At 34.2% G+C, this 24798-nt stretch carries 20 protein-coding genes; all 20 read left to right on the top strand.

The annotated features are described in order from the left end of the window. Positions 1-61 precede the first annotated feature (61 nt). The gene (locus tag CDH50_RS01690) at positions 62-2359 is read left to right on the top strand and encodes an NADP-dependent malic enzyme (RefSeq protein WP_100610149.1); all 2298 of its coding nucleotides are present in this window, start codon (positions 62-64) and stop codon (positions 2357-2359) included. Between the two features lie 48 nt (positions 2360-2407). Next, on the top strand, positions 2408-2989 hold the full coding sequence (gene ruvA, locus CDH50_RS01685) for a Holliday junction branch migration protein RuvA (protein ID WP_100610148.1): 582 nt from the start codon (positions 2408-2410) through the stop codon (positions 2987-2989). A 5-nt stretch (positions 2990-2994) separates the two neighbouring features. Then, positions 2995-10191: a T9SS outer membrane translocon Sov/SprA gene (sov, locus tag CDH50_RS01680; RefSeq protein WP_100610147.1), complete on the top strand. Its 7197-nt coding sequence runs from the start codon at positions 2995-2997 to the stop codon at positions 10189-10191. Positions 10192-10256: 65 nt separating this feature from the next. After that, the gene (gene gcvH, locus CDH50_RS01675; protein WP_100610146.1) at positions 10257-10637 is read left to right on the top strand and encodes a glycine cleavage system protein GcvH; all 381 of its coding nucleotides are present in this window, start codon (positions 10257-10259) and stop codon (positions 10635-10637) included. A gap of 58 nt (positions 10638-10695) precedes the next feature. Further along, positions 10696-11007: a VanZ family protein gene (locus tag CDH50_RS01670; RefSeq protein ID WP_157804923.1), complete on the top strand. Its 312-nt coding sequence runs from the start codon at positions 10696-10698 to the stop codon at positions 11005-11007. A 60-nt stretch (positions 11008-11067) separates the two neighbouring features. Next, the gene (locus tag CDH50_RS01665) at positions 11068-11787 is read left to right on the top strand and encodes an energy transducer TonB (RefSeq protein WP_100610145.1); all 720 of its coding nucleotides are present in this window, start codon (positions 11068-11070) and stop codon (positions 11785-11787) included. Between the two features lie 114 nt (positions 11788-11901). Next, positions 11902-12684 (top strand): energy transducer TonB, encoded by a 783-nt coding sequence (locus CDH50_RS01660; protein WP_100610144.1) that lies wholly within the window; start codon positions 11902-11904, stop codon positions 12682-12684. Between the two features lie 119 nt (positions 12685-12803). Beyond that, on the top strand, positions 12804-14900 hold the full coding sequence (locus CDH50_RS01655) for a gliding motility protein RemB (protein WP_100610143.1): 2097 nt from the start codon (positions 12804-12806) through the stop codon (positions 14898-14900). Between the two features lie 103 nt (positions 14901-15003). Continuing rightward, on the top strand, positions 15004-15897 hold the full coding sequence (cyoE, locus tag CDH50_RS01650; RefSeq protein ID WP_100610142.1) for a heme o synthase: 894 nt from the start codon (positions 15004-15006) through the stop codon (positions 15895-15897). A gap of 3 nt (positions 15898-15900) precedes the next feature. Then, the gene (locus CDH50_RS01645; protein ID WP_100610141.1) at positions 15901-16482 is read left to right on the top strand and encodes a cytochrome c oxidase subunit 3; all 582 of its coding nucleotides are present in this window, start codon (positions 15901-15903) and stop codon (positions 16480-16482) included. A 49-nt stretch (positions 16483-16531) separates the two neighbouring features. Then, positions 16532-17512, top strand: a complete 981-nt coding sequence (locus tag CDH50_RS01640; protein ID WP_100610140.1) for a cytochrome c oxidase subunit 3 — start codon at positions 16532-16534, stop codon at positions 17510-17512. A 19-nt stretch (positions 17513-17531) separates the two neighbouring features. Then, positions 17532-17912, top strand: coding sequence for a cytochrome C oxidase subunit IV family protein (locus CDH50_RS01635; protein ID WP_100610139.1), 381 nt, complete (start codon positions 17532-17534; stop codon positions 17910-17912). Positions 17913-18005: 93 nt separating this feature from the next. Further along, on the top strand, positions 18006-18728 hold the full coding sequence (locus CDH50_RS01630) for a hypothetical protein (RefSeq protein WP_100610138.1): 723 nt from the start codon (positions 18006-18008) through the stop codon (positions 18726-18728). Continuing rightward, entirely contained in the window at positions 18712-19455 is a 744-nt protein-coding gene (locus tag CDH50_RS01625; RefSeq protein WP_100610137.1) for an SCO family protein, read from the top strand. The genes CDH50_RS01630 and CDH50_RS01625 overlap by 17 nt, the downstream gene beginning before the upstream one ends. Further along, positions 19448-19984, top strand: a complete 537-nt coding sequence (locus CDH50_RS01620) for a DUF420 domain-containing protein (protein WP_100610136.1) — start codon at positions 19448-19450, stop codon at positions 19982-19984. Before CDH50_RS01625 ends, CDH50_RS01620 begins: the two co-directional genes overlap by 8 nt. A 24-nt stretch (positions 19985-20008) precedes the next feature. Next, the gene (locus CDH50_RS01615; RefSeq protein ID WP_100610135.1) at positions 20009-20239 is read left to right on the top strand and encodes a hypothetical protein; all 231 of its coding nucleotides are present in this window, start codon (positions 20009-20011) and stop codon (positions 20237-20239) included. Positions 20240-20321: 82 nt separating this feature from the next. Beyond that, the gene (locus CDH50_RS01610) at positions 20322-21023 is read left to right on the top strand and encodes an ABC transporter ATP-binding protein (RefSeq protein WP_100610134.1); all 702 of its coding nucleotides are present in this window, start codon (positions 20322-20324) and stop codon (positions 21021-21023) included. Continuing rightward, positions 21016-22245 (top strand): ABC transporter permease, encoded by a 1230-nt coding sequence (locus CDH50_RS01605; RefSeq protein WP_100610133.1) that lies wholly within the window; start codon positions 21016-21018, stop codon positions 22243-22245. Before CDH50_RS01610 ends, CDH50_RS01605 begins: the two co-directional genes overlap by 8 nt. Before the next feature lie 2 nt (positions 22246-22247). Further along, positions 22248-23492, top strand: coding sequence for an ABC transporter permease (locus CDH50_RS01600; RefSeq protein ID WP_100610132.1), 1245 nt, complete (start codon positions 22248-22250; stop codon positions 23490-23492). A 169-nt stretch (positions 23493-23661) separates the two neighbouring features. After that, positions 23662-24795: an efflux RND transporter periplasmic adaptor subunit gene (locus tag CDH50_RS01595; RefSeq protein WP_100610131.1), complete on the top strand. Its 1134-nt coding sequence runs from the start codon at positions 23662-23664 to the stop codon at positions 24793-24795. Positions 24796-24798 lie beyond the last annotated feature (3 nt).

Below are 24798 nucleotides of genomic sequence, written 5' to 3'. Positions count from 1 at the left end.
ACGCAAGGATTGTTTAACAACTTAGTTTCTCAATTTTGACAACCACTATAACTAAAACCCTATGAGCAAAGAAAGTAAACGCAGAGAGGCGCTTATATACCACGCAAAACCAACCCCAGGAAAAATTCAAGTTGTACCAACAAAAAAATATGCCACTCAAAGAGATTTATCTTTGGCGTATTCTCCAGGTGTTGCCGAACCGTGTTTAGAAATAGCAAAAAATGTAAAAAACGTTTATAAATATACGGCCAAAGGAAATTTGGTTGCTGTAATTTCAAACGGAACAGCCGTTTTAGGTTTAGGGAATATCGGGCCAGAAGCATCAAAACCTGTCATGGAGGGTAAGGGATTGCTTTTTAAAATATTTGCAGACATCGATGTTTTTGATATTGAAGTAAACACGGAGAATGTTGAAGAATTTATTCAAACCGTAAAAATGATTGCGCCTACATTTGGAGGCATCAATTTAGAAGATATTAAAGCCCCAGAAGCTTTTGAGATTGAAAGACGCTTAAAAGAAGAATTGGATATTCCAGTCATGCATGATGACCAACATGGAACAGCTATCATATCAGCAGCCGCTTTAATAAATGCTCTGGAAATCACGAAGAAGAAAATTGAAGACGTAAAAATCGTGATTAGTGGTGCTGGAGCCGCAGCTATTTCTTGTTCTCGTTTATATCAGGCTTGTGGAGCAAAACGCGAAAATATGGTCATGCTTGATAGTAAAGGCGTGATTAGAAATGATAGGGAAAACTTATCGAGTGAAAAAGCCGAATTTTCTACCCACAGAAAAATTGACACATTAGATGAAGCGATGGTTGATGCCGATGTTTTCATTGGTTTATCAACGGCAGATATTGTTAGTCCACAAATGCTTTTGACAATGGCTAAAGACCCTATTGTGTTTGCTATGTCAAATCCTAATCCTGAAATAGGGTATCAGCTTGCGGTAGATACAAGAAAGGATATCATCATGGCAACTGGGCGTTCGGATCATCCTAACCAAGTGAATAATGTGCTAGGATTTCCTTTCATTTTTAGAGGAGCTCTAGATGTTCGAGCGACAAAAATTAACGAAGCCATGAAAATGGCTGCCGTTAAGGCTTTGGCAAGATTGGCTAAAGAGCCTGTGCCTGAACAGGTCAATATTGCCTATGGTGAAACTAGGTTAACATTTGGTAAAGACTATATTATTCCGAAGCCTTTCGATCCTCGGTTAATTGCTCAGGTGCCTCCTGCTGTAGCAAGAGCCGCTATGGAAAGTGGTGTTGCTACTAATCCTATTGAAAATTGGGAAAAATATGAAGATGAATTATTGGAACGATTAGGGTCGGATAATAAAATGATTAGATTGCTTACCAACAGAGCAAAAATGGACCCAAAACGTGTTGTATATGCAGAGGCTGATCATTTAGATGTTTTAAAAGCGGCACAAATAGCATATGATGAAGGCATCGCAATTCCTATTTTGTTAGGAAGAAAAGAAACGATTCAAAAGTTAATGGCTGAAATCGAATTTGATGCCAATATTGAAATCATCGATCCAAAATCTGATGAAGAAGAAACCAGAAAAAACAAGTATGCCAAGGTGTATTGGGAGCAAAGAAAACGCAAAGGAGTAACGCTTTATTCGGCACAACGTATCATGCGTGAGCGTAATTATTTTGCTGCCATGATGGTTAATGAGGGTGATGCTGATGCTATTATTTCTGGATATTCGCTGAGTTATCCAGCAGTTGTAAAACCTATGTTGGAGTTAATTGGTTTGGCTAAAGGAGCAAAAAGAGTTGCAACAACCAATATTATGATGACACAACGAGGGCCCATATTTTTAAGTGATACCTCTATAAATATCGATCCGCCAGCTGAAGATTTGGTTAAAATTGCCCAAATGACAGCAAAAACCGTGCGTATGTTTGGTTTAGAACCTGTTATGGCCATGACAACGTTTTCTAATTTTGGGTCATCTCCTAGTCCAAGAACAACAAAAGTTAGGGAGGCAGTAGCCATTCTCCATGAAACCAATCCAGAATTATTAGTAGATGGTGAATTACAAATAGATTTCGCTTTAAATAGTGAAATGCTTGAAAAATCATTTCCATTCTCTAAATTAGTTGGTAAAAAGGTAAACACCCTTATTTTTCCAAATTTAGAATCAGCAAACATCACTTATAAACTTCTTAAAGAATTAAATAAAGCTGAATCCATTGGGCCTATCATGATGGGAATGCGCAAACCTGTTCATATTTTGCAATTAGGAGCGAGTGTAGACGAAATTGTTAATATGACGGCTATTTCTGTTATAGATGCACAACAAAAGGAAAAATGGGAAAAAGAAAAGGGGAATTCAAAATAGACAAGCGTAAATAATTTCATTACATTTGGTAGCATAACCTAAAGTAAAATGATAACTCATATTCAAGGAAAGTTAGTTGATAAAAACCCAACGGATGTTGTCATAGAGTGTAATGGTGTTGGATACGCTATCAATATATCTCTGCATACATACTCTCAAATACCTGATAATGAACATTTAAAATTATACACACATTTACAAATTAAAGAAGATTCCCATACGCTGTATGGGTTTTCTTCGTTAGCAGAAAGGGATATTTTTAGATTGTTGATTTCTGTTAACGGCATTGGAGCCAATATTGCAAGAACCATGCTTTCGTCTTTAACTCCTATGCAAATAAAGGAAGGTATTGCAAAAGAAGATGTTGTTTTGATACAATCCATTAAAGGAATTGGCACCAAAACAGCGCAACGTGTCATCATTGATTTGAAAGATAAAATCTTAAAGATTTATGATATAGATGAAGTTTCAGTTTCTAAAGACAATACCAATAAAAATGAAGCGTTATCTGCATTGGAAGTGCTTGGCTTTGTTAAAAAGCAAGCAGAGCGTGTTGTAGATAAAATTTTAATATCGCAACCCGATGCCAATGTGGAAACCATTATAAAACAGGCTTTAAAAAATTTATAATAGATTTGAATACAACTAATGATATTTTTTATAGAATAATTAAAAAATACTTTGTTTTAGTTTTTGTTGTTTTATTCTCTCTCATGGCTCGGGCCCAAGAACCCGAACAGGATTCCGATTCCATCATATCTGGCTTTAATTTAGGTAATATTAAAATACCAAATCCTAATAGTATTGAGTCTAAATACACTTACGACCCTATTACTGATAGGTATATTTTCACCGAAAAAATTGGGAATTATAATATTAACTATCCCATAATCTTAACACCAAAGGAATATCAAGATTTGGTGGCAAGGGAAAATTTGAAAGCCTATTATAAAGAAAAAATAGATGCTTTTGATGGTAAAAAGGATGGCTCTAAAGATGGTCAGAAAAACTTATTGCCAGAGTTTTATGTAAAATCAGATTTTTTTAAATCCATTTTTGGTAGTGACACCATTCAAGTCGTTCCACAAGGATCTGTAGAAATGGATTTGGGCGTTCTTTTTTCTAGACAAGATAACCCCTCTTTTTCACCAAGAAACCGAAGTAATTTCACCTTTGATTTTGACCAGCGTATTAGTTTGAGTTTACTTGGTAAAGTAGGAACACGACTTCAGGTAACCGCAAATTATGATACACAATCCACGTTTGATTTTCAAAATCTCATCAAGTTAGAATACACACCAACCGAAGATGACATCATTCAAAAAATAGAAGTCGGTAACGTAAGCATGCCTTTAAACAGTTCTTTAATTACAGGTGCCCAAAGTTTATTTGGTGTGAAGGCACAATTGCAATTTGGGAAAACCACCGTTACGGGCGTTTTTTCTGAACAAAAGTCGCAAGCAACATCTGTGGTGGCTCAAGGAGGCGGAACGGTTGAAGATTTTGAATTATTTGTTAGGGATTATGATGAGAACAGACACTTTTATTTATCACAATATTTTAGGGATACCTATGACCAATCTTTACAAACCTATCCTTTTTTAAATAATAGAGGTGTACAAATCACAAGAATAGAGGTTTGGATTACCAACCGTAGTAACAGAACCGATAACGTTAGAAATATTGTCGCCCTTCAAGATTTAGGTGAAAACGAAAAGTTTGGAAACGCTGGAGTCACTGTTTTTACGGGTCCTGGTGCATTTCCAAGTAATGAAAACAATGGGTTGGATCCAACAAATATTGGCGGAGCGGGTTCACAATTAACAAATGCCATTAGGGATATTGCTAGTGTACAAACGGGTATTTTAGTTCCCAATTCAAGGGAAGGGTTTGATTATGCTAAATTAGAAAATGCACGAAAATTAATAGAAGGTCAAGAATATACATTAAACAAAAATTTGGGTTATATTTCCTTAAATCAACGCTTAAATAATGATGAGGTTTTGGCAGTCGCTTTTCAGTTTACTGTTGGCGGTCAGGTATATCAAGTAGGTGAATTTGCTAATGATGGTATAGATGCAACCAGTGTTACAACCAATGGTTCTGGACAAGTAACCAATGTAGTCAATTCCAATCTGGTTTTAAAAATGCTAAAAAGCAGTATCACAAACGTGACGCAACCTGTTTGGGACTTGATGATGAAAAACATTTATGATACAGGGGCTTATAACTTGAGCCAAGATGATTTTAAATTAAACATTTTTTATACCGAAGCGTCTCCCTTAAATTATATTACGCCAGTGGGTTCAACACCATTTCCTCCTCCTACTGGAAATGATAAACCAATTGAAGAATCTACTTTATTAAGAGTATTCAATTTAGATAAATTAAATTTCAACAATGACCCACAAGCGAATGGTGATGGTTTTTTTGACTTTGTTCCAGGGATAACGGTTTTACAACAAAACGGAAAAATAATTTTCCCAAATGCAGAGCCTTTTGGGGAATATCTGTTTAATAAATTAGGGGGTGGTAATTATGACGATCCCGGATCATATAACGAAAATCAGGCCAAGTATGTGTATGATGTACTTTATAAAAGTACTAAGACAGCAGCTTTGGAAGCGATTGAAAAAAATAAATTTCAAATAAAAGGACGTTACAAATCTACAGGAGGTGATGGTATTTCCATTGGAGCTTTTAATGTGCCCAGGGGGTCTGTAAAAGTCACTGCTGGAGGTCGTGTTTTGGTTGAAGGGATTGATTATATTGTAAACTATGAGTTGGGGCGTGTTCAAATCTTAGATGAAGCTTTGAAAGCATCTAATACACCTATTAATATTTCTACAGAAAACAATGCCGTTTTTGGTCAACAAACCAGACGTTTTACAGGAATTAATATTGAACATAAATTCAACGAGAACTTTGTATTAGGCGGTACACTTTTAAACTTAAGTGAACGTCCTATAACACAAAAAGCCAATTATGGTACTGAGCCAATTAATAATACCATTTTTGGAATGAATGGAAATTATGCCACGAAAGTGCCTTTTTTGACACGCTTGGTAAATAAGTTGCCAAATATAGATACTGATGTGGAATCTAATTTGTCACTAAGAGGTGAGTTTGCTTATTTGGTGCCCGGAGCTCCCAAAGGCACGAATCTTAATGGCGAAGCTACCTCGTATGTGGATGATTTTGAAGGAACTCAAAACGCCATCGATTTAAAATCTCAATTGTCGTGGTTTTTATCTAGCAGGCCGTTAGATTTAACAAATTCGCCGGGTGATGATAATAATGGGATTCAAAATGGTTATGGTAGAGCCATGTTAAATTGGTATACTATCGATCCTATTTTTTATACCAACCAAAGACCCAATGGTATATCAGACGACGATTTGTCCAGTTTATACACCAGTCGTGTTTTTATAAATGAACTGTTTCCTGATAGGGAATTGGTACAAGGTCAAAATTCGGTATTATTTACTTTAGATCTAGCATATTATCCAACTGAAAGAGGGCCTTATAATTTCGATCCCACTGCCGCTAATGGTGTTATCAGTAATCCACAAGAATCTTGGGCAGGTATTACACGCCAATTAACATCAACCGATTTAGAGCAAGCAAATGTGGAATATATTGAGTTTTGGTTGCAAGACCCCTTTCAAGAAAACCCAACAAATCCAGGCGGTAAATTGGTTTTTAACCTAGGAAACATTTCTGAAGACATTATTAAAGACGGACGTAAATTATACGAGAATGGTTTGCCAAAAAGTGGTGATGTAAGTTTATTGCCAACTACGGCTTGGGGTACTGTGGTGCCTCAAAATCAATCATTGGTGTATGCGTTTGATAGCACAGGAGAGGAACGTACCAATCAAGATGTTGGTTATGATGGCTATAATGATGCGGAAGAAGCCGCTGTATTTGGAGCTCAATTTGGCCCCGACCCCGCAAAAGATAACTACACCTACTTTTTAAATACAGATGGTGATATTTTTGACCGTTATAAACAATACAATGGTGTAGAAGGCAATACACCAGACACCTTTAGCAATACAGATAGAGGTGCCAACACCCAACCCGATGTAGAAGATATCAACCGTGATAATACCATGAACACGATTGATAGTTATTTTGAGTATGAACTAGATATTACAAGGCAAAATTTACCGGAAGATCAATTAAGCTTTGATAATATGCCTGACTCCAATCCGCTAAAAGAATTTATAAGGGATTTTAAAGAAAGACCCCGCGCACTTGCTAATGGAGATAGTCAAAATGTTAGATGGTACCTTCTTAGAGTTCCTGTTCAAGGAAGCCATGTAAAGGCTGTTGGTGGTATTACTGATTTAAGATCGGTTCGTTTTGCCCGTGTTTTTCTTAAAGAGTTTACTGAAAGCACCGTTTTTCGGTTTGGGACTTTAGATTTGGTAAGAAGCGATTGGAGACGATATACCCAAGCATTAGATAAAAATGATGCAACTCCTGAAGATACACAAACAGATTTTTCAGTCGGGGTTATTGGTACACTAGACAATGAAGGTAGTTATAGCCGTCCGCCAGGAATCGAACCCGAAGAACTTTTTAACAATAATACAGTCATACCACAAAATGAACAATCATTAGTACTTAATGTATGTAATCTAGAATCAGAAGATTCCAGAGGGGTATTCAAAAATATTAGTATTGATATGCGTCAATATAAAAAGTTACGAATGTTTTTACACGCAGAACCAGGTGATTTCGGGTCTTTAACTGATAATGATTTGGTTGGTTTTATACGCATAGGTAACGATTTAAACCAAAATTTTTATCAAATAGAGATTCCTTTACAAGTATCAACCTCTAATTCAAGAGAAGGTCTTTGGCCTGAAGAAAATGAAATTAATTTGGCTATTGAACTCTTGGGTCAGATTAAATCAAATGGGATTTCAGATGGAACTTTAATAAATGAAGATCCCACTTTTTATGATGTTGTAAACGGTGAATTAGTTGCTGTTACAGATCCATTCTCGGGCTATGTTGCAGGACAGCATCGTATCGGTGTCAAAGGAAATCCAAATTTTGGTGATATTAGAACCCTTATGGTTGGGGTTAAAAACGCTACGAACAGTAATGATGTTTGTGCCGAAGTTTGGTTTAATGAACTTCGATTATCCGATATGGATAACGAAGGAGGCTGGGCCGCTGTAGTAAGTATGGATAGCAATTTCGCCGATTTTATGAACATTAGCGCAACAGGAAGACAAAGTACCTCTGGTTTTGGTAGCTTAGACCAAGGGCCAAGTCAACGTAGCTTAGAAGACGTCAAGCAATATGATGTGGTTACCAACATAAACGTAGGGCAGCTATTACCAAAAAAATGGGGCATTCAAATTCCATTCAACTATGGGCAAAGTGAAGAACTCATTACACCTAAATATGATCAGTTTTATGAGGATTTAACCCTGCGATCTCGATTAGATGCGGCAAATACGAGTGATGAAAAGGAGATTGTAAGACAACAATCGGAAGATTATACAAAACGACAAAGCATTAATTTTATAGGCATTAGAAAAACAAGAACAACCGATGCCACACCACGTTTTTATGATGTGGAAAATTTAACATTAAACTATTCTTATAACGAAATTGAGCATCGTGATTTTGAAATAGAAAATTCCGAAATTAAAACAGTTAGGGTGGGTGCCAATTATGCTTTCAACTTTAATCCTATTACCGTAGAGCCTTTTAAAAAGAATGATTCTTTGTTTACTGGTAAGTATTGGAGAATACTAAAAGATTTTAATGTGAATTTATTACCAACAAGTTTTACCATCAATACCGATATTAATAGGCAATTCAACAAGCAAAAATTTAGGGATATCGACCTTGGCGGAGGCAATATTGGTATTGAAGAGTTATTCCGAAGAAATTACACCTTCGATTTTCAATACACCATTAATTATGCTTTGACGAATTCGTTACAGTTAAACTTTACGGCAGCTAATAATAATATCGTACGCAATTATTTCAAAGATGATATTCTAAATGGCGAACAAGATCCCAATTTGGATGTTTGGGATGGCTTTCTGGATTTTGGTGACCCCAACAGACAATCGCAAAGATTAGGACTTACCTATAAATTACCGTTAGATAAAATCCCAACCTTCAATTTTATTAATGCCACTTATGAATATATGGGAGATTTTCAATGGCAAAAAGGCTCTGATTTATATGGCAATTTGGAACTCGATGGGCAGACTTATGATTTAGGGAATAACATTCAAAATGCCAACACCCATCGTCTTAATTCGTCGCTAGACATGAATAAGCTTTATAGATATATTGGCTTGGTTAAAAAACCTATTTCAAGAGCTAGCACAACAAATACCAACAGGGGTGGGCCTCCTGGTCCAGGACAAAGCAATCCGGTTCAAACAAACAGAAAAAGTCAATCAACTACTAAGCTATTAAACGCAGGAGTAGATATATTAACTAGTATAAAAAGAATTCAATTTAATTACATCGAAAACAATGGTACTTTTTTACCAGGGTATTTACAAACACCTGGGTTTATAGGAACGCTTAAACCAACTTTAGGTTATACGTTTGGTAGCCAAAGTGACATTAGGTATTTAGCAGCCAGTCGTGGATGGTTAACCTTGTATCCAGAATTTAACCAACAATATACAGAAACGCATACAAAGCAATTGGATTTTTCAGCAAGTTTACAACCTGTAACCGATTTACAAATAGATGTTATAGGTAACAGAACGTATTATGAAAATTACACAGAAAACTTTAGAGTCAATAATAATGCTGGAGATTTACAATATGAATCATTAACGCCAAATACGTTTGGTAATTTTAATATTTCTACACTTTTAATTAAAACGGCGTTTGGTGTAAGTGATGAAAATACATCAGATGCGTTTAATGATTTTAGAGCAAACCGACTTACCATTGCTAGAAGATTGGCACAAGAAAGAGGTGCAGATGTTAACGATGTAGATACTGATGGTTATCCAAATGGGTTTGGCAAAAATAGTCAAGCCGTATTATTGCCAGCTTTTTTGGCAGCTTATACTGGGCAAGATGCTAGTAAAGTAAAATTGGGAGCGTTTAGGAATGTACCCATTCCTAATTGGGACTTAAAATACACGGGTTTTATGAAGTTTGCTTGGTTTAAAAAGAATTTCAGGCGTTTTTCAGTAAACCATGGCTACCGTTCGACATATACTATTAACCAATTTAGATCTAATTTGGATTTTAATGGTATCGATTATGGTTTAGATTATGCATCGCAACCAAATGATGACTTAGATCAATCAGGGAATTTTAAAAACCAAGTCTTGTATAGTAACATCAATTTGGCTGAAATGTTCAGTCCGCTCATTAGAATCGATATGGAAATGCAAAACTCCATAAAGATTTTGGCCGAAATTAAAAAGGATCGATTATTATCACTGAGTTTTGATAATAATTTAATGACCGAAATTCAAGGGAATGAATACATTTTAGGGCTAGGCTATAGAATAAAGGATTTACGTATCCGCTCTAATTTAGCGGGCCCAACGCAACGTATTGTGAGCGATTTAAATATGAAAGCAGATGTTTCCATAAGAGATAATAAAACCATCATAAGGTATTTAGACTTAGAAAATAATCAAATAACCTCTGGACAAACCATTTGGAGCGTAAAATACTCGGCCGATTACGCGTTTAGTAAAAACCTAACAGCCTTGTTTTATTTTGATTATTCGTTTTCTGAATATGCCATTTCAACAGCATTTCCACAAACAACCATCCGTTCTGGATTTACGTTAAGATATAATTTCGGAAATTAAAAATATCTGTTTGAATTTAAAGTTCGAATAGATACATTTGCCCATATTTAACTTAAAACAATGACATGAATATTCCATCAGAATTAAAATATACAAAAGACCACGAATGGGTTAAAGTTGAAGGCGATATTGCTACTGTAGGTATTACAGATTTTGCACAAAGTGAATTAGGTGATATTGTATATGTTGAGGTTGAAACCTTAGATGAAACATTGGCGGCTGAAGAAATTTTTGGAACAGTAGAGGCTGTAAAAACGGTTTCAGATTTGTTTTTACCACTATCTGGCGACATCATTGAATTTAATAATGCCTTAGAAGATGAACCAGAAAAGGTTAATAAAGACCCTTATGGCGATGGTTGGATGATAAAAATTAAATGCTCAAATTTAAACGAGGTTGATGGTTTATTATCTGCAGAGGCATATAAAAATCTTATAGGTGCTTAAAAAGCGGGTGTTTTTAATAACCATTTTTTATTCTTTGGCATTGGCTTTAATTTATTTGATGCCATTAAAAAAAATACCAGATATGGGCGTGTCCTTTGGCGACAAGATATTTCACTCATTAACTTATGTTATTTTAGCTTTTTTATGGTTTGGTACTTTTTTTTTTCAATTTAAAAAAGGAAAAATACAAGCCATTGTATACGCTTCTGTTATATCAATTATTTTTGGTATAATTGTTGAGGTATTACAAGGAGTGTTTACAGCAACAAGACAGGCTGATGTGTTTGATGTACTTGCTAATTCCTTGGGAGTTTTATTTGCCGCATCTCTATTATTGTTAAAAAATATAAATACAGTTAAAAAATTATAAACGCTTGCAATTTTGATAAATAAATACTTATTTTAGCAATCTTCAAAAACAGTATAAATTATGGAACCTAAAAAAAATCCTAAAGCTAATGTTGGACGTAATAGTTCGCTTTACTTCGCAATTGGTTTAATGCTCATGTTATTTTTAACCAATTTTGCTATTAATTATAAAACCTATGATGAATCTAACATAGATATAGGTCAATTAAATTTAGATGAAGAATTAGAAGAAGAAATTCCAATAACCCAGCAACAAGTATTACCACCGCCTCCACCGCCACCTCCAGCTCCTACAGAGGTGATAGAAATTGTTGAAGATGAAGAAGAGGTTGAGGAAACGGTCATACAGTCAACCGAAACCAATCAACAAGAAAAAATTGTTGAAGTGAAACAAATTGAAGTGAAGGAAGTAGAGGAAGATCTTGAAGTACCTTTTGCAGTTATTGAAAATGTTCCAACGTTTCCAGGTTGCGAAAAAGGGGACAACAATGCTAAGAAAAAATGTATGTCTGATAAGATTCAAGAATTTGTTAGTAAAAAATTTAATACAGACTTGGCAAGTGATTTAGGGTTATCTGGTAGACAACGTATTACCGTTATGTTTAAAATTGATAAATCAGGTGCTGTTACTGGCGTTCAGGCTAGAGCTCCACACCCAGGGTTAGAAAAAGAAGCTGCGAGGGTTGTAAATTTATTGCCTAAAATGTTGCCAGGTAAACAACGTGGTAAAGCAGTTACTGTACCATATTCATTACCAATAGTTTTTGTGGTTCAAGAGTAATTTTTTTAAATTATATTAAATATAAAATCCCGTTACAAAATTTTGTAACGGGATTTCTTTTTTGGTATGCTTATTGTGATTTTATCATAATATTAACATTTAAACTATAATATTATGAGAACTCAAAAAAAGACTCACGACGGCATTCGGCAAAATGCTCAAGTCGTAAAAAAATCACAAAAACATGATGCAAATTTACAAAAAAACTCTGTTCTGTTTTTTCAAGTAGGGTTAATTGTATGTTTAATGGCAGCCTATGGTATGCTTGAAATGAAATTTGAAAAAACAGACGGTATTGTTACCGCTTGTCCTCAAATAGAGGAAAATGACTTATTCGTTTTTAATGAACCCGTAAAAGTTTATGAAGAGGAAGTTAAAAAAGAATTGGTAAAAAAGACCCCCGTTAGCTTTAAAGAACCAATAATAAGTGAAGATCCTATTATTGAAGAAACCCTAGAAATTTTCACAGAACCTCCTGTTACAAATAGTCCAATATCACCTGAGGATGTGAAAGTTGTTGATGTTCCAGAAGATATTCCAATACATCTAGATTTTATAGAACAAGTGCCAATCTATCCCGGTTGTGAAAAGGAAAAAAGCAATGATGCTAAACGAAAATGTATGTCCGATAAAATATCCCAATTGGTACAAAAACAGTTTGACCCGAATTTAGCTGGTGAACTGGGTTTGTCAGGGAAACAAGTAATTAATACACAGTTTAAGATTGATAAAACAGGCCACGTTATAGATATTCAAACACGGGCGACGCATCCAAAACTAAAAGAAGAAGCGGAGCGGGTCATCAATAAAATTCCAGAAATGACACCGGGCAAACAGCAAGATAAAAATGTAAGTGTTATTTATTCTTTGCCAATTGTGCTTCAGGTTCAGAATTAGTAATATAAAAATTTGATATTTTTTTAAACCGTTATCATAACAGTGATAGCGGTTTTTTAATGGTTCGTTATTAAAAATATACTATCTTTCCACTTTAAAATCAATTCTTTCCAACTCTTATGAAGCGATTCATTGTACTACTTCTATTTTTAGTTCAATATAATACTTTTTCACAAGAAACATCTCATAATGAAAAACCTCCAGTTTATACCAATTGTGAGGGAGTTTCTTTTGATGCACAACAAAATTGTTTTAACAGTCAGGTGCGCCAATTTATTTTTGAAAATTTCAAAGTGCCTCAACATGTTTCCAATGCCAATTATAATGGTGAAGTCTCTGTTATTTTTGAAGTTAATGCTGAAGGACAATTTAAGATTGTTTATACCGATGCTATGTATGATGAGCTAAAGGAAGAAACGAAGCGTGTTTTTGGCTTGTTTCCAACCATAAAACCAGGTACTTATAATGGAAAACCTACATTTAAGCAGTATTCTATAGCTATTAAAATACCGTTGGTTAATCAACAGATTTCAACAGATAATACTTCTAAAGCAAATGAGATAACTCAATTGCAACAAAAAGCCCAAAGAGAATTTGATAGTGTAAACAATAATCTAACCGCATTTACCAACAAGGCCTATTCCAGTCAATTAAATATTCCGTTTATACATAGTGATTATGCTAGATTTGATAGCCATATGAATAGGATTGGAACGAACAGCCATACGGCATCTAAACCTTTTATTTATGAAGACGTTTCTAGGTTTTATGACATCGAAAAAGAAAAAGAATCACTAAAAAAGGAATCAAGGACTTGGGCAGAAAAAAAACTTTGGAATGAGCATTTGGTTGAGCTACAAGGTAAAGATTACTGGTTCACCATTGACCCTATTTTAGATTTACAAGTAGGTAAAGATACGGAAGCCGATTTTGGTTCAACCTACAATAATACACGTGGATTTTTGGTTCAAGGTGGCTTAGGTGAAAAGTTTAATTTTTATACCTCGGTGTTTGAAAGCCAGGGTCGATTTGCAAACTATGTTAACACTTATGCCGAAAGCTTAAAAGCATTTGGCCCAGACCCAGCTATTATTCCAGGGCGGGGTATTGCAAAACGTTTTAAAACAAATAGTTATGATTATCCTGTAGCAGAGGCTTATTTGTCATATTCGCCAGCAAAGTTTTTAAATGTTCAATTCGGACATGGTAAAAATTTTATAGGTGACGGCTATCGTTCTTTGTTATTGAGTGATGTAGCTAGTCCGCATCCTTTTCTAAAATTAAACACTACGTTCTGGAAAATAAAATATACCAATACTTGGATGTGGTTAAAAGATGTAAGGCCAGAAGTTACTCAGGATAAGGCATTTTTAACCAAATATATGGCAACCCATTATTTGAGTTGGAACGTGTCTAAACGATTTAATTTGGGATTATTTGAATCGGTTTTATGGACTAATAGTAACGATAGAGGTTTTGATGTAAACTATTTGAATCCTATTATATTTTACCGAGCAATAGAATTTGAAACAGGGCAAGGAGCGGGAAATGCTATTTTAGGGGCTTCAGCAAAATACAAATGGAACAATAACGTGAACCTATACAGCCAATTTATTTTAGACGAGTTTTCCCTGAGCGATGTAAAAGGCGGAGAAAAAAGTTGGAAAAATAAATTTGGATATCAACTTGGAGTTAAATATTATAATGCTTTTAAAGTTGATAATTTATTGTTACAATTTGAATATAATAGAATAAGGCCTTATACCTATTCGCATAATACGGTTTTGAATTATGGTCACAATAACCAATCCATGGCGCATTTATGGGGCGCTAATTTTAGTGAAGCTATCATCATTGGCCGCTACCATTATAAACGATGGTTTGCTGATGCCAAACTTATTTTTGGCCTGAGAGGACTGGATTTTAATGATGGTACAGATGATTTTAGTTATGGTGGTGATATTTATAGAGATTACAGTGATAGACCTTTTGATACAGGTGTTGAAGTGGGTCAAGGTATAAAAACCAAAACGTTTAATGGTAATATTCAGGCCGGTTATGTGATTAATCCAGCATCAAACCTAAAAATATTTACTGATATTACATTTAGAAACTTTAACCCCGAAGCCGAAACGGCCACTGCATTTAATAGCGATACGGTGTGGTTTAATTTGGGTGTAAGAACCGATTTGTTCAATTGGTATTTTGATTTTTAGTTTATAAAAGACTTCCTTTTTTTTATAATTAAAAGCATTGCTCAAAATACATTAATAAAGTATCTTTGCACTCGCATTATTAAAGAGACTTACACATAAAACGTTGGGCACTACAAATTCTTCATTAACAACACATTCTGTTATATCAGATTTTAAGGAAATCACTAAAATGCGACTGGCAGTAAGTGTGGTTTTTTCATCGCTTGCTGGCTATTTGTTAGGTGTTGATATAGTAGATTTTAAAACCTTGGTTTTATTGGCGTTTGGTGGTTATTTTATGGTTGGGGCTTCAAACGCTTTTAATCAAATTATTGAAAAAGATTTAGATGCTTTAATGGATCGCACTAAAAACCGGCCTATACCCGCTGGTCGTATGTCTGTTAATACAGCCTTTATTATTGCATCTGTTTTTACGTTGTTGGGAATGATTATTTTATATACCATCAACAAGCAAACCGCTATGTTTGGTGCTATTTCAATTTTTATATATACCTGCGTTTATACGCCCCTAAAAACAAAAACACCATTATCGGTTTTTGTTGGTGCCATTCCCGGAGCCATTCCATTTATGTTGGGTTGGGTAGCTGCTACTGATCATTTTGGAATAGAGCCAGGTACATTATTCGCGTTGCAGTTTTTTTGGCAATTCCCTCACTTTTGGGCCATTGGTTGGTTTTTGTTTGAAGATTATAAAAAAGGGGGGTTTTTTATGCTGCCAACAGGCAAGCAAGACAGAGGTACATCGGTACAAACCATTATGTACACTATTTGGACACTGTTAGTTTCTATTATTCCTGTTTTTGGTTTTACAGGTAAGTTACAATTATCTGTAATAGCAGCTATTTTGGTGTTTATTTTAGGTCTCGGGATGTTGTATTATGCCATTCAATTATTTAAAAAAATGACGGAGCAAGCTGCAAAACAATTGATGCTGGCAAGCGTATCCTATATTACATTGGTTCAAATTGTTTACGTTATCGATAAATTTATAAGATAAATCATGGATTTAACTCAAGGTACTTTAGAAGAAAAAAACAATCGAGCAAAGAAAATGATGCTTTGGTTTGGCATTATTTCGCTTATCATGTCGTTTGCAGGGTGGACCAGTGCATTTGTGGTAAGCAGTTCTAGACCAGATTGGTTGAAAGATTTTCAATTGCCAAATGCATTTATAATAAGTTCAGTAGTTATTTTATTAAGTAGTGTTTCGTTTTTTTTGGCAAAACAAGCATTAAAAAAGGATAATAGACAGCTAACTACCTTATGGTTATTTGTAACGCTTATCTTGGGATGTGTATTTATTTTCAATCAATTTTCAGGCTTTCAGCAAATTATTGATTTAGGTTATAATTTTACGGGACCGACCAGTAATGTAACCATGTCTTACATCTATTTGATAGCATTAGTGCATATTTTGCACGTTGTTGTTGGGTTAATTTGTTTATTGGTGGTAATTTATAATCATTTTAAACAAAAGTATAATGCTTCGAAAATGCTTGGTTTTGAACTCGCATCTACCTTTTGGCACTTTATTGATATACTTTGGGTGTATCTCTTTTTGTTTTTATATTTTATTAGATAAATAAATTGATTATTTTTGTGCAACTTTTTTTAAAAAACAACCAATATATATGAGTAATACAGTTGTAGCTACTGAAATTGAAGGTAAAGCTTGGGGAGGTGGTAACGAGCCATTAAAAGCAAGTTATGGTAAAATGATGATGTGGTTTTTCATCGTGTCTGATGCCTTAACATTTTCTGGGTTTTTAGCAGCCTATGGATTTTCAAGATTTAAGTTTATAGATTATTGGCCAATTGCCGACGAAGTATTTACTCACGTACCTTTTCTACATGGCCAAGAATTACCGATGATTTATGTAGCGTTTATGACGTTTATTCTTATCATGTCGTCTGTAACCATGGTTTTGGCAGTTGATGCTGGCCATCATTTAAATAAAGCTAAAGTAACGTTATACATGTTTTTAACCATCATTGGTGGTTTAATATTTGTGGGTTCTCAAGCTTGGGAATGGGCAACATTTATTAAAGGTGATTTTGGTGCCGTACAAACAAAGGGAGGTAACATTTTACAATTTGTAGATACTGAAGGTCATAGAGTTGCTTTAAGAGATTTTGTTGTGGCAGAACACGGCGAAAGAACACAGCATGAAAGGAAAAATGGTATTTGGTTTGTTTCAGAAGGAACGTTGCCAACCTATACTGTTGAAGAAGTCGTTAATGGTTTAGAAGCTCATGATAATATTTTAGTAAGAACACAATTGCTTGATGAGAATGGTGAAAAAACAGTGCTTTCAAGAGCAGAATCATTAAAGCAATTAAAAAACAACGGAACCCATGTTGTTGAAGGTGCCAACTTGCACGAAAATGAATATGGTTCTCCGTTATTTGCCGATTTCTTTTTCTTTATCACAGGGTTTCACGGGTTTCACGTATTTTCTGGAGTTGTTATTAATATCATTATTTTCTTTAATGTTATTTTAGGAACTTACGAAAAACGCAAAAACTATGAAATGGTGGAAAAAGTGGGGCTTTATTGGCACTTTGTAGATTTAGTTTGGGTATTTGTATTCACGTTCTTCTACCTTGTTTAATTTTATTTAATATTAAGAAATGGCACACGCACATAAATTAGAAATATTTAGAGGCTTAGTTAAGTTTAAATCCAATACCCAAAAAATTTGGGGCGTTTTAATTTTCTTGTCAATTATAACCGCTATCGAAGTAGTTTTAGGTATTTACAAGCCAGAATCCTTAATGGCAAAGTTTATAGGAATGAAAATTCTAAACTGGATATTCATCATACTAACTTTAGTAAAGGCGTATTATATTACTTGGGACTTTATGCACATGCGCGATGAGGTTAAAGCGTTACGTCGTATGGTGGTTTGGACAGCTATATTCTTAATTTTATATTTAATCTTCATCTTATTACAAGAAGGAGGTTATATTGAAAGTATCTATTCATCTGGATATATAAAAAGAGATTTTTAATTCATATTATATTGTTAAAAGATAAATTCAAGGTGGTTATTTAAACCACCTTTTTTATTTTTGCACATCGGTTTACAATAACAGAATACTTCAATGGATTATAAAAAAGTTGCCCGCTATGTAGTTTTAGGAATTCTGTTTTTTCTTCCTGTTACTTTTTTATTGTTTTTATATCCTGCTACCCATAATTATACCCCATTGGATATTGTTAATGAATCGGTATTGGATTTAAACGGATTTTCATCAGATTCAAATGATGAGATTGTTTTAAGTGACCATATTACCGTGTTGGGGTTTTTAGGAAATCATCCTTTGGAAAAATCAATTACTGCTTCCAATTTAAAAGAATTAGTTTACGATAAATTTAAAGGATTCAAAAGGTTTCAAGTAGTGATTGTTATGCCTTTTGGAACCGAAGATGAGGTGGAATCCTTAAAACAGGAAATCAACTCTTACGAAGATATTAGGTTTTGGCATTTTGTTTTCGGAGAACCAGAAGACATTCAGAATCTATTTAAAAGCTTAAAAGGAAATGCCGTTTTAGATGCCAATTTAGCAACCGATAATGTGTTTATAATAGATAAGGATTTAAACCAACGAGGGCGATTGGATGATAGGGAAGATAACGACATTGCCAAAAACAACCCTGTTCTTGGCTTATATTCATATAATTGTATTGAGGTCGCTGAAATAAAAAATAAAATGAGTGAAGATATGCGCATTCTTTTTACTGAATACAGACAGAAAAGAACAGGCGATTTTGATTCCTCAACCAGAAGGGCAAACGATTTAAAAGAAGATGATGAAGAAAACTAATTATTCGTACATAGGTATTGCCTTTATTATTTTGGTTTTTGGTATTTATTTCATTCCAAGAATTATTGATAGAATTACAAATGATGACGTCTCTAGAAAAGAAAGTAGAAGTGACCAAAAACTAGAAGAAAAATCTAAATCCGATTTAGCATTTATTGAAATTAATGGTGAACCAAAAAAAGTGCCAGCATTTTCTTTTACAAACCAAGATGGTACCATCATATCAAACAAAGATTACGAAGGTAAAGTATATATTGTTGAATTCTTTTTTACAACCTGCCCAACCATTTGTCCAAGAATGAATTCAAATTTGGTCCAAATCCAAAATGAGTTCAATGATTTTGAAAATTTTGGAGTGGCTTCATTTACCATTAATCCAGAATATGACTCACCCCAAGTATTAAAGGAATATGCTAAAAAATATGGTATTACAAATCCGAACTGGCATTTATTAACTGGCGACCAAAATGCCATTTACAAACTCTCCAACGAAGGGTTTAATTTATATACCGCTAAAGAAGAAAATGCTTTGGGCGGATTCGAACATTCGGGAAACTTTGCTTTAATAGATAAGAAAGGGTTTATTCGATCTAGAAAAGATGAATTTGGAAATCCTATAATTTACTATAAAGGCATAGTTTCAGAAGAAGAAAAGGTAGATGATGATGGATCAAAAGAAGAAATTAGTGCACTAAAAGAAGACTTAAAAAAATTGCTTAATGAATAATTCTGAAAAAATATTAGACGATAAAAAGTACAACAAATTAATTGTCATACTATCCGTAGCTATTCCAATAGCTGTAGCTATTTTATTTGGGGTAAAAATACCCAATGTAGAGCCCCTTTCTTTTTTGCCTCCTATTTATGCAACCATAAATGGTTTAACCGCTATTATTTTGGTTATTGCTTTAATAGCAATTAAAAACAAGAATATTGTGCTTCATGAAAACTTAATGACCACAGCTATTTGGTGTTCCGTAGTGTTTTTAGTTATGTATGTGGCTTACCACATGACAAGCGATTCTACGAAATTTGGAGGTGAAGGTGTTGTAAAATATATATATTATTTTATATTGATAACACATATATTATTGTCAATTATTGTTATTCCATTTGTGCTTATTACTTATGTAAGAGCCATAACTAATAATATAGAAAAACATAAAAAAATAGCTAAAATAACATTTCCGCTTTGGTTTTATGTAGCGGTATCAGGTGTTATTGTTTATATTATGATTTCTCCATATTATGCATAACGTAGGAACGAAACAATCAGTGAAATGAAAACTAAAATAACCTTTTATCTTTTGTTCCTTGTTTTTTGTCTCAAGACAAATGCGCAATGCGCCATGTGTAGAGCGGTTTTGGAAAGTGAAGAAGGGCAAACCGCTGCGCAAGGGATTAATGATGGGATTGTTTATCTTATGGCAATTCCTTATATCTTAGTAGCAGGCATAAGTTATTTAATATATAGAAAGTTTTATAAAGTGGATGATAAGCTAAAAAAGTAATATTTTTTTTAATTCACATGTAACTTTTCTTAATAATATAAGTCTAACGTATAAATCTGTAAGGCTCATTAATCAATCAAAGATGTTACAAATTAAAAAACTACACAAATCCTATCCCATAGGAAACACCAGTTTACATGTTTTAAAAGGTATAGACCTATCAGTTGAAGAAGGGGAGATGGTTGCTATTATGGGGTCTTCAGGTTCTGGAAAATCTACATTGTTAAATATCATAGGGATGCTTGATGAAGCAGATTCGGGTGAATATATACTTGATGGGCTTCTTATTAAAAACCTTACCGAAAAAAAAGCGGCTGTATATAGAAATAAGTTTTTAGGGTTTATTTTCCAATCATTTAATCTTATTAATTATAAAAATGCACTTGAAAACGTAGCGTTGCCTTTATATTATCAAGGGTTGAAACGTAAAGAGCGCCAAGAATTGGCCATGTTCCATTTAGAAAAAGTGGGACTGACTAATTGGGCGCACCATTTACCTAAGGAGCTTTCAGGTGGACAAAAACAACGTGTTGCCATCGCTAGGGCATTGGCTGCAAACCCTAAGCTGCTATTAGCAGATGAGCCTACAGGAGCTTTAGACTCAACAACTTCTCATGAAATTATGGCATTTATCCAACAATTAAATGATGAAGGCAAAACCATTTTAATGGTAACACATGAAGAAGATATCGCCAATATGTGTAAACGCATTGTGCGTTTGCGTGATGGCATCATTATAGAAGACAAAAAAATAAACCAAATAAGGGCAGGACAACATGTTTGATTTAGATCTCTGGAGAGAAATTTTTCAAAGTATCAATAAAAACAGAACTAGAAGTTTACTTTCTGGGTTTACTGTGGCATTTGCTATTTTGCTGTTTACAATTCTTTTTGGTATTGCCAATGGATTACAAAATACATTTGAGCAAGAGTTTGTAGATACGGCCTCAAATTCCATATTTATTATGTCTGGGCAAACAAGCATAGCGAGCGAAGGGCTTCAAGCTGGAAGAAAAATTCAATTTAAAAATGAGGATTACGATTACATAAAGGAAGAATTTAGCGATAAAGTTGAATTTATAACCTCAAGGGTTTTCAAAAGTGTCAATGCTTCCTATAAAAACGAAAAGAATAGTTACAGTTTAATCGCTGTACACCCGGATTATCAGTTTGTAGAGAAAAATATCATAAAAGAGGGACGCTATATTAACCAAAACGATATTGAAAACAGGACTAAAGTTATTGTTATAGGAAGGTTAGTTGAAGAAGATTTATTTATAAATGAATCTTCAATAGGTAAATACATAAATCTTAATGGTATTCAATATAAAGTAGTGGGAACTTTTATGGATGAAGGTGGTGATGATGAGGAGCGGATTATTTATATGCCACTTACTACAGCACAACATCTTTATGGGAATAATGATTATATAGATCAAATGAACTTAACTTATAGCCCTGACTTAAATTATGAGCAGGCATTGGGCTTTAGTAATTTGCTAACCAGAAAGTTAAAGAGTCGGTTTTCTGTTGCTAATGATGATCAAAGGGGTATCAGGGTTTTTAATATGGCAGAAGCTACCCAACAAGTTGATCAAATGACTTTAGGGCTTACCGTTATCATTTTAGTTATTGGTTTTGGAACCCTTATAGCAGGTATTGTAGGAATTAGCAACATCATGATTTTCATTGTAAAAGAGCGTACCAAAGAAATAGGCATTAGAAAAGCCCTAGGAGCTACCCCAAGATCAATTGTATCCATCATATTAATTGAATCTATACTTATAACTGCCATTGCAGGATATGTAGGGTTGTTAATAGGAGTGGGCGTGTTAGAATTGATTGGTTCTGGTTTAGAAGTTTATTTTATAACGAATCCAGGTGTTAATAATAGTCTCGTTTTTGGAGCCACGATAACCCTAGTATTAGCAGGTGCATTGGCAGGATATTTACCTGCTCAAAAAGCATCACAAATTAAACCCATTGTTGCCTTAAGAAATGATTAAGTATGTTTAGATTTTTATTTGATAGAGATACATGGCAAGAAGTTTTTGATAGCTTTAATAAAAACAAATTAAGGTCTATACTTACTATGGTAGGCGTTTGGTGGGGTATTTTATTGTTAATAGGATTGTTGGGTTCTGCCAGAGGTCTGGAAAATTCTTTTAACCGTTTGTTCGGAAATTTTGCTACCAATAGTGTTTTTATTTGGGGACAAACCACTAGCAAACCCTTTAAAGGATTTCAAGAAGGCAGACAGGTAAGACTATCATTAACGGATGCCAAAAAGGTAGAGGAAAATGTAGAAGGTATTGAATTCTTGGTTCCTAGAAACCAAAACCAAGCAACTGTTATAAGAAATTTTCTTTCAGGAACGGCTCAAATTTCTGGAGATTATCCGTTATTAGACAAAGTTCAAAAGAAAAAATTAATAAATGGCCGATTTTTAAATCAAGCAGATATTGATGAAAAGAAAAAGGTCGCTGTTATTTCTGAGGATACTTACAAACAACTATTTGAGAAAGATGTCAATCCCATAGGGGAATATATCCAGATTAATGATATTAATTTTAAGGTTATTGGTATGTATGAAGTTGGTGCTATAAATATTGGTTCTTCAACAGAAATAAATATACCGTTTACCACATTTCAACAAATATACAATCAAGGTGATCGAATTGGTTATATGATGATAACCGGAAAGCCAGAATACGATATAAGCCAGATAGAACAAGACGCCAAACTTTTGCTGAAAAACTTAAATAATATTCATCCAGATGATAAAAGAGGTCTTGCCAGCAGAAACTTAGGTACTGATTTTGCCAGAGTAACAGGATTTTTAACAGGTATGCAGTTCTTAACAATATTTGTAGGTGTTGCTACTTTAATAGCAGGTGTTTTTGCCATCGGGAACATTTTGTTGATTACCGTTCGCGAACGTACCAAAGAAATTGGTGTTCGTCGTGCATTGGGTGCCACGCCATTTGAAATAAAAAGGCAAATTGTAGTAGAAGCTGTCTTTTTAACCCTTGTAGCGGGATTATTTGGAATCATATCAGGGGGCTGGATTTTAATATGGTTAGATTCTGCATTTGGTCAAGGGGATGACGCTGTCATTGTCAACGCATCTGTATCCATTCTTGTGGTATTTGCAGCTCTTTCATTATTAGTGGTTTTAGGAACATTAATAGGCTTAATTCCAGCATTTAAAGCCACAAGTATAAAACCAATTGAAGCATTAAGAGAAGAATAAATAATCAAAAAAAATGAACCTTCTATAAAGCAAGTGTATAATCAGCATTTGAAGAATTAGAAATAATAAGAATAACCAAATGAACCTTCTATAAACGTTATACTATTTTTTATTATAAACTTAATATAGAAGCACCATTTGACAAATAAAAAACAATAAGAACAACCAAATGAAAAAAACAGTAAAAATTATTTTAGTATTAGTTGCAGTCATATTATTAATAATCGTGCTCAAGTATTTTATGGATGCCAACTCAAAAGCCGTTGAGGATTTTAAAGTTGAAGAACCTTTTTACACAACTATAAGTACAAAAGCGGTAGCAACTGGTAAATTAAATCCAGAGGAAGAAGTGGCGTTAAAACCTCAGATTTCTGGAATTGTTGATGAAATTTTTGTTGATGAAGGCGATGTCGTTAAGAAAGGAGATTTAATCGCTACCATTCGTGTGGTGCCTAACGAACAAACCTTGGTTCAAGCGCAAAGTAGAATAAAAACATCTCAATTGGCTTTTGATAATGCCAAAATTCAATACGATAGAAACAAGGCACTATTTGAAAAAGGAGTCATCTCTAAACAAGATTTTGAAAATATAGAGCTTAGCTTTAATCAGGCTAAAGAGACATATTCGCAATCCCAAAACGATTACCAAATAACTAAAAAAGGTTCTATTTCGGGAGGTAGTGGCGCCAACACGAGTATTACGGCTCAAATTGATGGGACTATTTTGGAGATTCCAGTAAGAGAGGGGGACCAAGTTATTGAAAGTAATACTTTTAATGATGGAACCACCATTGCCACTATTGCAGATATGAGCCTTATGATTTTTGAAGGTAAAGTTGATGAAGCTGAAGTAGGCAAATTAAAGGAAGGCAAGGAAATTAAAATAGTTCTTGGAGCAATCCAGGATAAACATTTTCCAGGGAAATTAACATTTGTGGCACCAAAAGGAATTGAAGAAAATGGTGCTGTTCAGTTTACCATAAAAGCAGATGTGTCTATTGAAAATGGTACAAACATAAGGGCTGGTTACAGTGCTAATGCCGAGATAGATTTAGAAGGCAAAGACAGTGTTTTTAGTATTAGGGAAGCCTTGCTTCAATACGATAGAATTACAGATAAACCATTTGTTGAAATACAAACTGGAGAAGGAAAATTTGAAAGGAAAGATGTGAAGGTAGGATTGTCTGATGGTATTAATGTTGAAATCCTTGATGGTGTAAAGAAGGGCGATAAAATCAAGGTTTGGAACAAAGCTTCTAAAGACAACAATGAAGACGAACAACAAAGAAGAAGAAATAACTAATTG

The sequence above is a fragment of the Confluentibacter lentus genome, assembly GCF_002806995.1.
GTDB classification, from domain to species: domain Bacteria; phylum Bacteroidota; class Bacteroidia; order Flavobacteriales; family Flavobacteriaceae; genus Confluentibacter; species Confluentibacter lentus.
The sequence above is the reverse complement of the archived record's forward strand: the minus strand, read 5'-3'. Positions and strand labels throughout refer to the sequence as shown.